Consider the following 15,121-nt stretch of genomic DNA (forward strand, 5'->3'; position numbering starts at 1 on the left):
GTTCCTGTGTTGCCCGGACGATGTTCCGGTTTTAGTAGGTATCAAAGACAACAGACGTATGTTTAAACGGATGCTTCGCTCGCTTCGCAATTTTTACGTCGCTACGGGCGTCGGTCTGTTTTTATGGATGATATCAGTAGATCCCAACGATCTGCGCTCGCAGTTACGGAACTGGTGGACGCTCCATAAACTACAGAACGAAGAGGCATACTATCAGGGTAAAATCAAGGAGGTACAGAACGCCCGGCGTGAGGTGCTGGGAACCGATCAGCTCCGGGAGAAATTTGCCCGCGAAAAGTACCTGATGAAAAAGCCGACGGAGACCGTATATGTCATTGTCGATGAACAAAACGAACCGATTGAAAAATAAAAGAGTGGGAGCGCCGGTCCGGTACTTCCACTCTTTCTTTTTTTACCATGATTAACGTTTTATTCGTCTGTCTGGGAAATATCTGCCGTTCGCCGGTGGCGGAGGGCGTTTTTCGTCAGCTCGTTGCCGAGCAGGGGCTGACCGCTGAGATTCAGTGCGATTCGGCCGGAACGGCGGCGTATCATACCGGCGAACTACCCGACCGGCGGACCCGTGAGAACGCCCTGGGCCACGGTCTGAAGCTGACCCACCGTGCACGGCGCATGATTGGCGAAGACCTCGCAAACTTTCAGTATGTGGTGGCTATGGACGAGGCGAATTTCGACGCCATTCTGAAACTCAGCCACCGCAGTGTCGGTTTAATCAGTGAAGACAATATCTTCCTGCTGCGTGAATTTGATCCGGTTGTCAGTGACGAAGCCAGCGTACCGGACCCTTACTACGAAGGTCCCGAAGTCTTTGAGCAGGTGTATCAGATCGTACTGCGCTGCTGCCGGCAACTCCTGATTTACCTGGCTCATCACCATAAACTAAAGCTGTTGAATGATAAACTGACTGATTGACGCGTTTCAGCCAATCCAATCAGTACTACGTCATTCAGCCTTTCAATCAATCAGTTACTCTATGAACAAGAAGGTTATTCTGATCATTATGGACGGTTGGGGCATGACCGTTCAGGCCGACCGTTCGGCCATTGCTGCTGCCAATACGCCTTTCTACGATAAAATCTGGAATACCTATGCACACAGCCGCCTGGAAGCCTCCGGGCTGGCGGTAGGCCTGCCTGCGGGCCAGATGGGTAACTCCGAGGTCGGGCACATGAACCTTGGAGCCGGCCGGATTGTGTATCAGGATCTGGTTAAAATCAACAAGGCTGTTGACGAACATACCCTGGCAAAAGAGCCGGTGCTGGCTGATGCCCTGGCGTATGCGAAGGCAAACGGCAAAAAAGTACACTTCATCGGGCTGGTGTCGGATGGGGGCGTACACTCGCACATTGAGCACCTCAAAGGCCTGACCTCTATTGCTCATGCCGAAGGGCTGCGCGACGTGTTTATCCACGCCTTTACCGATGGCCGCGATACCGACCCGAAAAGCGGTCTGGGTTTCCTCGGTGACCTCCAGGATCACCTCAACAAAACCACAGGTACCATCGCCAGCATTACCGGCCGTTTCTACGCGATGGACCGCGATAATCGCTGGGAGCGGGTGAAACAGGCGTATGATGTGATGGTAAAGGGGATTGGCCAGAAAGTACGCACCAACGAGCTGTTACACGCGGTTGAAGCCTGCTATGATGCCGATATTACCGATGAATTTATCAAGCCGATTGTGGCCGTTAAGCCTGACGGTTCGCCGGTAGCGGTTATTGAGGAAGGCGATGTGGTGATGTGCTTTAATTTCCGGACCGACCGTGGCCGTGAAATTACGCAGGCCCTGACACAGCGCGACTTCCCTGAGCAGGACATGCATAAGCTGAACCTGTATTATGTGACGATGACCAACTACGACAGCGAATTTGCGGGTGTACACGTCATTTACGACAAGGACAACCTGAATAAAACGCTGGGTGAGGTCGTCTCGGAAGCCGGCCGGACACAGATCCGTATTGCCGAAACGGAGAAGTATCCGCACGTTACGTTCTTTTTCTCAGGTGGTCGCGAGGAGCCGTTTACCGGAGAACGCCGCCTGCTGTGCCCGTCGCCGAAAGAGATGGTTGTGATCAATGAGCATGGAGAGTCGGTAACGATACCGGTAAAGACGTACGATCAGAAACCGGAAATGAGCGCGTTTGACATCCGGAATGTTATTGTGCCGGAACTGGAAAAAGAAAGCGCTGATTTTATCTGTCTGAACTTTGCGAACCCTGACATGGTAGGCCATACCGGCGTATTCGATGCCGTTGTGAAGGCCGTTGAAACCGTTGATCAGTGTACGGAAGCCGTCGTGACGGCTGCACTTGCCCACGGTTATGCGGCCATCATCATTGCCGACCACGGTAATGCAGACTATGTAATCAACGACGACGGCTCGCCGAATACAGCCCACACCACTAACCTGGTGCCGTGTATTCTGGTGGCCGAAGACTACCATCCGACGCTGAATGACGGTAAACTGGCCGACATTGCACCAACCATATTACAACTGATGGGAATTCCGCAGCCTGCCGAAATGACGGGAGTCAGCCTGATTGCAAACTGATTTTAAAAAAATCTTGTTGGCCATTCAGCAAGCAGTATTTGCGCCCTCTGCAACCCTGCGGAGGGCGCCTTTTTTGTCATGATGAGATACGTCTTACAAGTAGCCCTATGCCTTGGCATGGCCGTTTTTTCGGCCTGTACACCAACCGGTGAGCAAAACCAGACTAAAGTATACTACGACCTGGAAGGTTTTGTGAAGAAGCAGATTGCCTTACTCGCGAAGGAAAAGCCGCTGGTTGACAAGGCCGCTACGATCAAACAGCAGACGCAGAAACAACAGACCCGCGATATTGACTGGGCCCATGAACTTGAGCTGTTCGTACAGGCTGATCTGAACAAACCGGCTTTCCGGAGCAGCTATGCCATCAGTCAGTCTGATCCGTTGTCGTATACCTATACGCTGAAGCCGGAGGAAGACAAGCTTACGGTACGCTCGCTGAGTATTCAACTGGATTCTGCCACGCGCCAGCCCCGCCGGATTGAAGCCCTGCTCCGGACCAAAAACCTGTTGTACGAATCTGACCGGCATGTGCTGATGACGTGTGCACCATCGGCGGGCAACGAATGGCGGGTGCAGCAGTATACCATTGACGGGTACCAGCAGCTCCGCTTTTTTGAACGCAACGATTTCGGCATCAACGCCAGTATTAAGTAATACGTCTGTTTGTTAAATAAAAAATGCCTTCCTGCTACCCAAGTCTGCGTTAAACTGCGTTATTTCGCAAGAAAAGTTGATTAATTGATATGAAGTAATCGGTTTATAGTGAATCGGTTTACGGATTGAACATTGTTGAATATGGTAGGGATTATCATGGGAAGCCTTTCGGACCGGAAGGTAATGCAGGAAGCCGCAGACATTCTGACTGAATTCGGTATCGCTTTCGAGATCGATATTGTATCGGCACACCGCACACCCGAAAAGATGGTTGAGTATGGAAAGACAGCACGCCAACGTGGCCTGAAAGTGATCATTGCCGGTGCGGGCGGAGCTGCCCACCTGCCGGGGATGGTGGCTTCACTGACGATGTTGCCCGTGATCGGCGTACCGGTTAAATCAAGTAATTCCATTGATGGCTGGGACTCGGTACTGTCGATTCTGCAGATGCCATCGGGGGTTCCTGTGGCCACGGTAGCACTGAATGGTGCCCGTAATGCCGGTATCCTTGCTGCCCAGATCATCGGTACATTTGATGATGCCGTTGCTGCCCGGCTGGATACCTACAAGGAAAGCCTGAAAGCCAAAGTCGATGAGATGAGCCGGGAGCTTCACTCGCTAACCTAATCTGCAAGTAAAACCCATATGAGTGCACATCAACAACAAAGCGGTAGTTCACAACTTCCTGCCATTACACTCGCGGTGTTGGTGGCCATGATTATTGCCCTGTTGTACATTGGCTACGAAAAACTGGCTGACACAACCGGCAATACCGACGAATTAACGAATATTCCGATTGATTCCGTGCAGCGCAACCTGTCGCTGGAGGGCGAACCCGAACTGATTGCACCGGTGGATACGCTGGTTGACACCACGGCCACACCGGCTCCGGTTGATTTGTCGCAGGAAACGCCGCCTGCCGAGGCAGCACCGGAAGAAACCAAACCGGCCGCCGAAGGGGAGGAGACAAAAACAGCCGCCAGCGAGACAAAACCACCGGTTGAGGAAAAACCAAAACCGGAAGAAAAGAAACCGGACATTCCGAAAGGCGGTCTGACGACTACCTATACGGTCGGTGACGGCGAAACCTTCTATGGTATTGCTAACCGGCTGAATATGAAGGTCGGTACGCTTAAGGCTATGAACCCGAACGTATCAGAGGAATCGGTAAAGGCCGGTGTAACCAAGCTCAATGTGAAAGCCAGAGCGGTACACACCGTCGGCCCCGGAGACGTACTTCGGGTGGTAGCCGAGAAGTACGGGATCAGTAAGGAAGCACTGATGCGGGCCAACGGAAAAACAAAAGACTTTGCGCAGCGGGGGGAAAAACTGATTATCCCTTACGCCGACCGCCAATAGCAACACGAGGCTGACGAATCCGTCAGCCTTTATTTTTTCTCATAGACCAGGCCCATGGTCCACCGGAAATCGTTGTTTTGACGACCGGGCGACACAATACTTTCGTAGGAGTTAAATGCCGTGGTCCGCAGGCTCACTGCTGCCGTCACCCGTACCTGCATGCTGAGGCTGGCGTTCCAGCGGACGTTGCCTTGCTGATTAAGGGCAGGCTGGTAAAATGCCGTGTGGGAAATTGACCAGCGTTTATCTTTGCCCATAAAGTATTCTCCGTATACCCTGGCCGAGTTCCGTAACACCTTAATGTCGTTGAGTTCACTAAAATTGGTGTATTCGTACAGCAGTACATTGGTAACTGACAGGTAGGCAGAGGGTTTAGTGATCAGTTTATACCCAACACCTCCGGCGGCGGAAAAACGCAGGTCAATTTTCCGCAGATTACTTTTCTCCAGTGAGCCGAAGGCAAGGTAGTAAAGCCGGTCTTCGTACTTAAAGGTAGACCGGAGATCACCGGCCCACTCCCGTTCGTTTAACAAACCATTCTGACGGCCGTAGATAAAGGAAGGATTGGTAGAGAGCTTGAACTGACGACTTAATTCATAGTCGATGGCACTGGTTAACTGCAATAATATCCGGTTTACATTTCCGCTGTTAGCGGTTCCGTCGGCAGTGAGTTTAATCCGGTACGTAACCGAGTCACGAGCCGGTTTTAGGGCGACCCGGGCAACAGAGGAGTCGGCTTTTACCCGTTTGGTGGTGTCAGGTGCGGAAGGGCGCAGCGGATCGGCCGTATCAGCAATCTGTGCCCGAAGCGGAAACAAAAGCAGGGTTAAGGCGGTGGTTAGCAGGCTGAAAAGTGTTTTTTTCATAACGAAAACGAGGTAAGCTAATGTAGTAATCTCCTTTATAGTAACGTAAAAGCGTTAGTTTTGCCGCAGCCAATTTACGCACTTACCCTTATTACTACTTAATTACTAATACCTGATTTGCCGCTTATGACACGCTGGGGAATACTTGGACCGGGCCGGATCGCCCACAAATTTGCACAGGATTTACTGACTGTACCGGATGCTGAACTGTGTGCCGTTGCCTCTTCTGACCTGGCGCGGGCCGAAGCATTTGCGGCGCAGTACGGGGCCAAATATGCTTTCGGAGACTACGAGTCCCTGCTTGCCTGCGAGGCGGTAGATGTGGTCTATATTGCCACGCCACACGTGCAGCATTATGCCAATACCATGATGCTGCTGGGTGGCAACAAGGCGGTTTTGTGTGAGAAACCATTTGCGATGAATGGCCGGCAGGTAGGTGAAATGGTGGCCTTAGCCCGTAGTCGTCAGGTTTTTCTGATGGAAGCACTCTGGAGCCGGTTTATGCCCACGATCCTGAAGGCGAAGGCGCTGATTGACGAAGGCGCCATCGGTGAGGTGCAGCTGCTGAAAGCCGATTTCGGCTTCCGCGCCACGTTCGATCCGGAAGGCCGCTTGTTCAATAAGGCGCTTGGCGGCGGATCGTTGCTCGACATTGGTATTTATCCGCTCTTTCTGTCGTATTTGCTGTTGGGTAAACCTGAAACCATTAAAGCTGCGGCTAACATAGGGTCAACGGGTGTTGATGAACAGTGCGGCATGGTGCTGACTTATGCCGGTGATAAAATGGCACTGCTGGATAGTACGATCATGGCCAAAACGGACTGTGTCGGGCTGATTTACGGTGAGAAAGGTATGATCCGGATACATGGCCGGTTCCACGAAAGCATGGCCGTGTCGCTGGAACTGGACGGACAGGAGCCGGAGGGATTTGATTTCAGCCGCGAAACGCACGGTTACGAATACGAAATTCAGCACGTTGGCGAGTGTCTGGCGCAGGGCCTTACCGAAAGCCCGACGTGGTCGCTGGATGACAGTGTAAACCTGATGAGCCTGCTGGACGCCATCCGGCAGGAAACCGGTATTGTGTACGATGCTGACTGAGCTGATAACTGAACCCTTAACAACCAATCTCTCTATAGTATGCAAAAACTAATACTGCCGCTGCTGCTGGCACCCGTTCTGGCTTTTGGTCAGGCGTGGGAGCCGGTAACGACCCAAAACAGCTGTGAAAAACGCCACGAAAATGCCGCTGCCCTGGTCGGTGACAGCCTGTATGCGATTGGCGGCCGTGGCATGAAGCCGTTAGAAGCGCTGAATCTGAAAACGCTGATGTGGAAGAAGCTGCCAACGCCACCGGTGGAAATGAACCATTTTCAGGCTATTAATTACCATGATGAGGTTTATGTGATTGCGGCCTTCGAGGGCAAGTACCCGCACGAAACGCCGATTCCGAACATGCATATCTACAGCCCGAAAACCGGTAACTGGCGTAAAGGCCCTGAAATCCCGAAAGAACGCCTCCGGGGCTCAGCGGGTGTTGTGGTGTATAAAGATAAGATTTACGTCGTCTGCGGCATTATAGACGGGCATTACGATGGTCATGTGGCCTGGTTTGATGAATACGATCCGAAAACCAACACCTGGAAACAGCTGCCGGATGCGCCGCGGGTGCGGGATCATATCAGTGCTGCTATAGTTGGCGATAAGTTGTATCTGGCAGGTGGCCGCAAATCGTCGGCAAAGACCAATCAGGTGCTTGAGACAACGATCGGCGAAGTGGACATGTACGACTTTAAAACCGGTCAGTGGACGACCCTGCCGGCCGAATCCAACATTCCGACGCAGCGGGCCGGTAGTACAGCAGTGACGAATAAGGGTAAGATCTGGATTCTTGGCGGTGAAAGTCCGCAGCTGGCCGCGCACAACGAAGCCGAAATACTGGACCCCAAAACCAATACCTGGACCGCCGGCCCGCGCATGAAACAGGGGCGGCATGGTACACAGGCGGTGGTGTATAAGAAGAAAATTTACATCGTTGCCGGTTCGGCCAATCACGGTGGCGGCCCCGAACTGGATACGGTTGAGGTACTGAAGTAGTTTTAATCCATTAATGAAAATATAAAGCTGTATCTTTACGGGCGGATAATTCCTCTTTTTATGGACGTTAAAGACAGTAACGGTAACTTGTTGAAGGATGGGGATTCGGTAACCCTCATCAAAGATCTGAAGGTGCGTGGCTCCTCGTCGGTGCTGAAGCGCGGTACAATGGTTAAAAACATACGTCTGACCGATGATGAAGCCGAAATCGAAGGCAGAGTAGAGCGGACAATGATGGTGCTGCGGACCGAATTTCTGAAGAAAGCCTGAGCTTTTCCGGTAAGAATAAATGCATAAAACAGCCCTGTATCAACGCGGTACAGGGCTGTTTTTTTGACAGGATCAGGGGATTTTGATCATGCCCAAACGTATAGCTCAGCCATCTTGTCAAACATAAGACTGTAGAATTTAGCGTGAAGTAAGCGGGAGAAACGGTATCTTTGTGCCGTCAATACTGCAAATTCATCATGACTGACCGCTACGCCCAACGGGGTGTTTCCTCTCAGAAAGAAGACGTTCATAACGCCATAGCCAAGCTTGATAAGGGCCTTTTCCCGAAAGCTTTCTGCAAAATCGTGCCGGATACCCTGGCCGGTGATCCCGATTACTGTACCATCATGCACGCCGACGGGGCAGGTACCAAATCATCGCTTGCTTACCTGTACTGGCGCGAAACCGGCGATCTGTCGGTTTGGCGGGGCATTGCGCAGGATGCGGTCGTGATGAATACCGATGACTTGATCTGTGTCGGCGCCACCGGTCCGATGCTGCTCTCATCGACTATCGGACGGAACAAAAATCTGATTCCGGGCGAGGTGATTGCCGAAATTATCAACGGTACCGAAGAGGTGCTGGAGATGCTGCGGAGCCACGGTATTGACATTTACAGCACCGGCGGCGAAACGGCCGATGTCGGTGATCTGGTCCGGACGGTGATTGTCGACAGTACGGTCATTGCCCGCATGAAGCGCAGCGACGTGATCAGCAATGACCGCATTCAGGCCGGCGACGTGATTGTCGGGCTGGCTTCGTTTGGGCAGGCAACCTACGAAAACACCTACAATGGTGGCATGGGCAGCAACGGCCTTACCTCGGCGCGGCACGATGTACTGGCCCATTACCTGGCCGGTCAATATCCCGAAAGCTTTGATCCGGCGGTTGACCGCAGCCTGATTTACAGCGGTTCAAAACGACTGACAGACCCTATTGCTGACACAGGGCTCAACGTTGGTCAGCTGATTTTATCCCCGACGCGGACTTATGCGCCGGTTGTGAAGGCACTCCTAAGCGAATTACACACGGACATCCACGGGATGGTGCACTGCTCCGGCGGTGCACAGACTAAAGTCCTGCATTTTGTGGACGGTGTCCATGTCGTTAAAAATAACCTCTTCCCGGTACCGCCGCTGTTCCGCCTGATTCAGGAGGAAAGCGGGACGAGCTGGCAGGAAATGTATAAGGTCTTCAATATGGGCCATCGCCTCGAAATATATCTCTCCGAAGCAAAAGCACAGCAGGTGATCGACATTGCGAAATCGTTCGGTATCGATGCGCAGATTATCGGCCATGTTGAGGCATTTGAAGGCAAGCAGGTAACGATCCAAAGCGAAGCCGGGACGTTCGTTTACTAACATGAATTGGAACTTTGCCGGAGTTTTAACACCTTGGCAAAGTTCCGGTTTATGTGGTTTATGAAACAGGTTATTAGTTTAATAGTCAGTTTATTAGTGTCTGTTTTTGGCTCGCTGGTGTTGGCACAGACGCCCTTCACGGTTACGTGGGGGTTCGACGGAAACACCGGCGCATCATCGTCCAGCCCGAATGTTCAGGGCAGCGGCGCGGCGTTAACCGGCGTTAATTTATCGGGCATTTCGCCTTATGCGCCGGGACAGTCGGGCCAGGCCGGCAATATCCAGAACTGGTCGGTATCTACCTGTAACTACAGCGAGTTTGTCCAGATAACGCTTCAGCCGCTCAACGGCGAGAAAATGACCATTACAGGTCTTTCTTTCTTCTTCAATCGTTCGAATGCAGGTCCGCAGGAGGTGTATGTACGGTCAAGCGTGGATGGCTTTTCCGGCAATATTGGTGCCTTTGCCGTAACGGATGGTTACCAGCATGCCAATATCGGGCTGGCCTACGCGGATGTGTCCGGCTCTGTCAGCTTCCGGATTTATGCCTGCAAACTGATCTCACAGGGCGGGACGCTGCGGCTGGATAACATCGTAGTGAGTGGTACCGTGACGCAGACGCCAACACCGGTATCCTTGCTTTATTTCGATGCCCGACCAGCCGGAAACGGGGTACAGGCCACATGGGAAACGACGCAGGAAGTTAATGCGGGCCTCTTTGTTGTACAGCGTAGCCGCGATGGGGTCTCCTACGAACGTATCCATGAACAACCGGCTACAGGGAATTCGCAAGGCCGGCAGCGGTATACGTTTCTGGATCATCAGCCGCCCGAAGGAACAAGCTATTACCAGTTACTGCATGTTGACAGCGATGGCCGGCGGTATGCCGCTAAGCCGGTTCTGGTCATGGTCAAAACAGATCGTCCGTTAGCGGCAGTTGCACCGAATCCAGCCAGTCCGGCCGGTATTTTCGTGGTATTACAACAGGCTGTGCGGCCGGAGGTAGTCGTGTTGACGCCCGCCGGACAGCCGGTTACCGGCCAATGGCAGCAAACGGGGGTGCAGGAAGGCCAGTGGGTACCGGTTCAGCCGCTGAGTCCGGGGCTGTATTGGCTGGTGCTGACTGAAGGAGCTACTAAACAGGTTATTACGGTTTTAATAAGGTAACCGGAATGGAGGAGTCCTTACAGGAGTTTTCGTCCGGAATGTTGTCAACAGGATCATAGATTAAAACCGGTCTTACCTTTGAGTAGTTATACCCCACTACAAACCATCACATTACTGAAAAATGACATCAATACGTTCGCTTCTATTCATCACACTAATTGGCTTAACGGCCTGCTCGCGGAATCCGGTAACCGGAAAGCGGGAGGTCATTTTAATGTCTAAAGAGCAGGAAATTGCCCTCGGTCAGCAGTCGCATCCATCTGTCGTGTCAACAATGGGGTTGTACGACGATAAAAAGTTACAGGAATTTATCAACCAGAAAGGCAAGGCGATGGCGCAGATTTCGCACCGTCCCGATTTGCCTTACCAGTTTTACATCGTGGATTCACCGGTGGTGAATGCCTTTGCGGTGCCGGGTGGCTACGTGTATTTTACACGGGGGATCATGGCACATTTCAATAATGAAGCCGAGTTTGCAGGGGTGTTGGGCCACGAAATCGGGCATATTACGGCGCGGCATTCGGCACGGCAGCAAAGTACCCAGTTATTCGGTACGGCCGGGCTGATTCTGGGTTCGGTGTTGCTGGATAAAACAGGGCAGTTGACCGAAGCCGCTGCTCAGGGGCTTCAGCTGGCGTTGCTGGGCTACAGTCGTTCGCACGAAACAGAGTCTGACGGCATCGGCGTGGAGTACTCAAGTAAAATTGGTTATGATGCGCACCAGATGGCCAACTTTTTCGGCACCATCAAACGGATTCAGGACAACTCAGGTCAGGCCATTCCGCAATTCCAGTCGACGCACCCCGATCCGGGCAACCGGCTGACGCGTGTCAATGAACTGGCAACGGACTATCAGCGCAAAAATCCGGGTAATTATCAGGCAAACCGCGATACCTATCTCCGCATGATTGACGGCATTGTCTTTGGCGAAGATCCGAAACAGGGCTTTGTCGAGAATAATCAGTTCTATCATCCTGAGCTGCGTTTTCAGTTTCCGGTACCGGCTGGCTGGGCCCATCAGAACTCGCCGGCTCAGTTCCAGATGGGTCCGAAAGACGGGCAGTCTGCCATGATCCTGATGATGGCCAATGGGAAAACGCTGGAAGAAGCCGCACAGAATCTGGTTAAGGAGCTTGGGCTGACGGTGCAGGAAAATACGAGAACAACCATCAACGGCAATCCGGCGGTGGTACTGATTTCGCAGCAACAGGCCCAGCAGCAACAAGCCGGCCAACAGCAGCAGCAGGACCCGAAAACGCGCCTTCAGATCGGTACGTGGCTGATTCAGTATAACAACGCCGTTTATGCACTTCATGGGCTGGCACAGGCCGCAAACTTCGGTAACCGCTATGATACCTTCCGGCAGGTTGCCGGTGGCTTTAAGGCGTTAACTGATCCGGAAAAAATTAACCGTCAGCCCGAACGGGTGCGTATAAAAGCGGCACCACGGGCTGGTACATTCAGGGAGGTTATGACGGCATTAGGCATGCCGGCGGCCCGCCTGGAAGAACTGGGAACGCTGAACAGCATGAAAGCCGACGATCAGGTGCAGCGGGGTATGCTGGTGAAGATTGTGAGCCGGTAATCACCAGTACCTGCATACAAAAATGCCGCTGACGGGAAGTCAGCGGCATTTTTTATTGGTGAATCAGGCCATTTCCGCTTCTTCGGCAACGACTGAAGATTGTTTCCTGACAGTTATGCCAGGCGGTAAAATCTTATACAATACTGGCGTCACGATCCGCGATAGTAAGGTTGAGGAAATCAGCCCTCCGATCAATACCCAGGCCAGTGGCGAATAGAGTGGATTGCCTTCGATTGCGAGCGGAATAAGGCCGCCGATCGCCGTCAGTGATGTCAGTACAATAGGTACGAAACGGATTTCCCCTGCTTCCTGAATGGCATCCAGCAACGACCTGCCTTCTTCCCGCAGCTGATTGGTGAAATCAACGAGCAAAATGGAGTTTTTTACCTCAATACCGATCAGCGCAATCAGGCCGATAACCGCCACAAACGAAAACGGATTGCCGGTGATATACAGCGCCAGTACCGCGCCGATAATGCCCAGCGGAATCACAGAAAGCACGATCAGTGTACTTTTGAAGGTGCCGAATTCCAGAACCAGCACGGCGATAAACCCGAAAACGGTAATCAGGATGATGGTGCCCAGACCACCAAAAGATTTCTCGCGGCTTTCCAGTTCGCCAGCAGCCTTGTAGCTGAAGCCTTTCGGAAACTTCAGGGTATTCAGTTTCCGCAATACATCATTAAAGACGTCATCTACCAGATACCCTGTTTTAACAAAGCCCGTAATGGTCACGTAGCGGTCCTTGTCGTAGTGACGGATCTGGTTGGTGCCGCTTTCAAACTCGAGATCAGCAATCTGGCGCAGCGGCACCGCACTCCCCGCCATCGTGTTCACGTAGAGATTATTGAGTACGCTCTGGTCGGTAATTTTACCCTTAGGCATCGTCACGTTGATGGTATAATCATCGCCGTTTGGCTCCTTAAACGTGCCGACGTTGAGGCCTGCAACTGCCAGGCGGATGGTTCGGTTAACATCAGCAATCGAAATGCCCAGCAGCCCCGCTTTTTCCTTGTTGATCCGTACCCGCAGGTCGGTTTTCTGATTAGCCAGCGGATTTTTTACGTAAATCAGGCCCGGTGTTTTTTTGAATTCGGTTTCGACACGGGCAGCCATTACCTTGAGCGAGTCGAGGTTTTCGCCGAATATCCGGACGGCGACAGGCGCTTCCTGATCCGGTCCCTGTTCAAAGTCCTTTACTTCGATTTTGGCATTTGGATAGGCCGAAAAGGCTTCCCGCAGTTCGTCGATCAGTGCGCGCTTTTCGGCTGGCTCCATATCATGAAGCTGGACAAAAAACTGAGCGTAATTCGTTGATTCGTTCCGCTGAATGACGTTGTAGTAAATCCGTGGCTGACCTTTCCCAACGTTGGTGGTCACATACTTAACGCTTGTGTTCTGTTTCAGTTTTCCCTCAACATAGCGGGCAACGCGGTCTGTTTCGGTCAGGCTGGTGCCTTCCGGTGTTTCGATATTAATCAGAAACTGGGGCTTTTCGGAAGCCGGAAACAGGGCAAACCCAACCGTTTTGAACATCGATAAGGCACCGGCAAAAATGGCGCCGGCAATAATCAACGTAATGGCCGGATGCCGTAAGCCCCAGTGTAACAGGCGGCTGTATGAACCGCTGATCAGTTTTTTCAGGGCCCGCAGGAAGATATTGCCGTCCGGGTTGTGCGATTCTTTCAGGATACGGCTCGACAGGAACGGTACAATCGTCAGCGAGACCAGTAAGGACGCCAGAATAGTGGTTACTACCGCCGTGGGCAGCGACCGGATAAAATCTCCCGATGCTTCGGGAAGAAACATCAGCGGTAAGAAGGCCAGTATCAGCGTTACGGTACAGCCAATAACTGCCAGCGTAATTTGTTTAGTGGCACGGATGGCGGCCTCGCGTCTCGAAAAACCTTCGCGCAGGTATCGCTCGATGTTTTCGACCACCACAATCGAGTCATCGACCAGAATGCCGAGTGCCACAATCAGGCCGACAATACTCAGCTGGTTGATACTGAAACCCAGAAAATCGAGTCCGGCCAGACCGATTGCCAGCGAAAGCGGAATTGAGATCATCACCACAACCGCCGCCCGGAATCCGAGGGGTAACAACGTCAGCGACACAAGCAGGATCGCAATGCCGAAGTCTTTGGCAAAGCGGCTGAGCCGTTTGTTGACACTGGCCGACTGATCGAAGTTTTTGACCAGTGTAATGTGCGCCGGCAGTGTTTTCGCAAAGTCGTCGATAACCGGATTAACCATTTCGCCGACTTTGGCAATGTTCTCGCCCATTTTCTGACCGGCCGTTACCAGTACCGCCCGATGGCTGTTCAGCCGCGTGATATGGGTTTCTTCTTCGTAGTTAAAATCAACATCGGCGACATCGCGCAGGTAGATAATTTTCTGCCCGTTGGTGGCGACAATCGTATTCCGGATTTCATTGAGTGACTGGTAATCGCCCGACGTTTTTACGTTGAATTTGCGGGTGCCTGCCTGGAGACTGCCGCCCGGAATATTCAGGTTTTCGGCCTGTAAAGCGCCCAGTACGCGGTTAACGGCCACGCCGTTCTGAGCCATTTTCTCGATATTAAGCGATACCCTGACTACGCTGGCCGGATAGCCCCAGTCTTCGGCGTTTTTAAGGCTTTTGATCTTCTCAAAGCGCTTTTTCAGTTCATCGCCGTACTCGCCCAGCTCTTTTGATGATGCCACTTCGGAGAGCAGGGCCACCTGCACAATGTTCACATCGGTCGGCGAGAATTTTTTGATGTCAATGCGGAAGATATCCGCCGGAAGCTCACCTTTCAATGCATTCACTTCGCGGACGATTTCCTGATATTTTTCATCCGGATTAACGCCGTAATCGTATTCAATCCGGAACACAGCCAGCCCGTCGTCCACGTTGGTGATAACATGGTTCATGTCATCGAGCGCATTGAAGCGGGCTTCGCCGGGATCGACCACCAGCTTTTCCATATCTGTAGCATCCGTGCCCGGATAGATCACGGCGACGGCAAAGCTCGGGGCCACAAACTCAGGGTCTTCGCCCCGTGGCATATTCAGCAGGGAGTTGATGCCCAGGGCCAGCACAGCCACAAACAGCACCAGCATAAACTGCCAGTTTTTGACGGAAAATTCAGACAAGTTCATCGTATATCGTTTTGACTCTGTGAAACTCTGTGCCATACTTTGTGTC

14 protein-coding genes are annotated in these 15,121 nt (G+C 52.3%); 12 read left to right on the forward strand and 2 right to left on the reverse strand.

Annotated features, from left to right (window positions below):
- The first annotated feature begins 58 nt into the window (after positions 1-58).
- The 6 genes from AC23NW_RS02855 to AC23NW_RS02880 all read left to right on the forward strand — a co-directional run bounded on the left by AC23NW_RS02855 (position 59) and on the right by AC23NW_RS02880 (position 4,585).
- Positions 59-370 (forward strand): FtsB family cell division protein, encoded by a 312-nt coding sequence (locus AC23NW_RS02855; protein WP_293842509.1) that lies wholly within the window; start codon positions 59-61, stop codon positions 368-370.
- 47 nt (positions 371-417) lie between these two features.
- On the forward strand, positions 418-933 hold the full coding sequence (locus AC23NW_RS02860; RefSeq protein ID WP_293842512.1) for a low molecular weight protein-tyrosine-phosphatase: 516 nt from the start codon (positions 418-420) through the stop codon (positions 931-933).
- 61 nt (positions 934-994) lie between these two features.
- Positions 995-2,572, forward strand: coding sequence for a 2,3-bisphosphoglycerate-independent phosphoglycerate mutase (gpmI, locus tag AC23NW_RS02865; protein ID WP_487447565.1), 1,578 nt, complete (start codon positions 995-997; stop codon positions 2,570-2,572).
- Positions 2,573-2,650: 78 nt separating this feature from the next.
- Complete coding sequence (locus AC23NW_RS02870) at positions 2,651-3,226, forward strand: hypothetical protein (protein ID WP_293842517.1); 576 nt, start codon at positions 2,651-2,653, stop codon at positions 3,224-3,226.
- A gap of 141 nt (positions 3,227-3,367) precedes the next feature.
- The gene (purE, locus tag AC23NW_RS02875; protein WP_487447566.1) at positions 3,368-3,853 is read left to right on the forward strand and encodes a 5-(carboxyamino)imidazole ribonucleotide mutase; all 486 of its coding nucleotides are present in this window, start codon (positions 3,368-3,370) and stop codon (positions 3,851-3,853) included.
- An 18-nt stretch (positions 3,854-3,871) separates the two neighbouring features.
- Complete coding sequence (locus AC23NW_RS02880) at positions 3,872-4,585, forward strand: LysM peptidoglycan-binding domain-containing protein (RefSeq protein WP_487447568.1); 714 nt, start codon at positions 3,872-3,874, stop codon at positions 4,583-4,585.
- Positions 4,586-4,614: 29 nt separating this feature from the next.
- Here the strand turns inward: AC23NW_RS02880 and AC23NW_RS02885 are convergent, their stop codons facing one another.
- On the reverse strand, positions 4,615-5,451 hold the full coding sequence (locus tag AC23NW_RS02885; protein WP_487447570.1) for a DUF481 domain-containing protein: 837 nt from the start codon (positions 5,449-5,451) through the stop codon (positions 4,615-4,617).
- 126 nt (positions 5,452-5,577) lie between these two features.
- Between AC23NW_RS02885 and AC23NW_RS02890 the strand changes: the two genes are divergently transcribed.
- The 6 genes from AC23NW_RS02890 (at position 5,578) to AC23NW_RS02915 (ending at position 11,931) form a co-directional block, all read left to right on the forward strand.
- The gene (locus AC23NW_RS02890) at positions 5,578-6,552 is read left to right on the forward strand and encodes a Gfo/Idh/MocA family protein (protein WP_487447571.1); all 975 of its coding nucleotides are present in this window, start codon (positions 5,578-5,580) and stop codon (positions 6,550-6,552) included.
- Positions 6,553-6,591: 39 nt separating this feature from the next.
- Positions 6,592-7,548 (forward strand): Kelch repeat-containing protein, encoded by a 957-nt coding sequence (locus tag AC23NW_RS02895; RefSeq protein WP_487447572.1) that lies wholly within the window; start codon positions 6,592-6,594, stop codon positions 7,546-7,548.
- Positions 7,549-7,608: 60 nt separating this feature from the next.
- On the forward strand, positions 7,609-7,818 hold the full coding sequence (locus tag AC23NW_RS02900; protein WP_293838699.1) for a zinc ribbon domain-containing protein YjdM: 210 nt from the start codon (positions 7,609-7,611) through the stop codon (positions 7,816-7,818).
- Between the two features lie 197 nt (positions 7,819-8,015).
- Positions 8,016-9,179: an AIR synthase related protein gene (locus AC23NW_RS02905; RefSeq protein WP_487447573.1), complete on the forward strand. Its 1,164-nt coding sequence runs from the start codon at positions 8,016-8,018 to the stop codon at positions 9,177-9,179.
- 60 nt (positions 9,180-9,239) lie between these two features.
- A complete protein-coding gene (locus AC23NW_RS02910; RefSeq protein WP_487447574.1) occupies positions 9,240-10,346 on the forward strand; it encodes a T9SS type A sorting domain-containing protein in 1,107 nt (368 codons plus the stop codon).
- A 121-nt stretch (positions 10,347-10,467) separates the two neighbouring features.
- Positions 10,468-11,931: a M48 family metalloprotease gene (locus AC23NW_RS02915; RefSeq protein WP_487447575.1), complete on the forward strand. Its 1,464-nt coding sequence runs from the start codon at positions 10,468-10,470 to the stop codon at positions 11,929-11,931.
- Between the two features lie 63 nt (positions 11,932-11,994).
- Here AC23NW_RS02915 and AC23NW_RS02920 read toward each other — a convergent pair whose 3' ends face one another.
- Positions 11,995-15,075, reverse strand: a complete 3,081-nt coding sequence (locus tag AC23NW_RS02920) for an efflux RND transporter permease subunit (protein WP_487447576.1) — start codon at positions 15,073-15,075, stop codon at positions 11,995-11,997.
- Positions 15,076-15,121 lie beyond the last annotated feature (46 nt).

It is taken from the genome of Arsenicibacter sp. R0_47 (assembly GCF_057652235.1).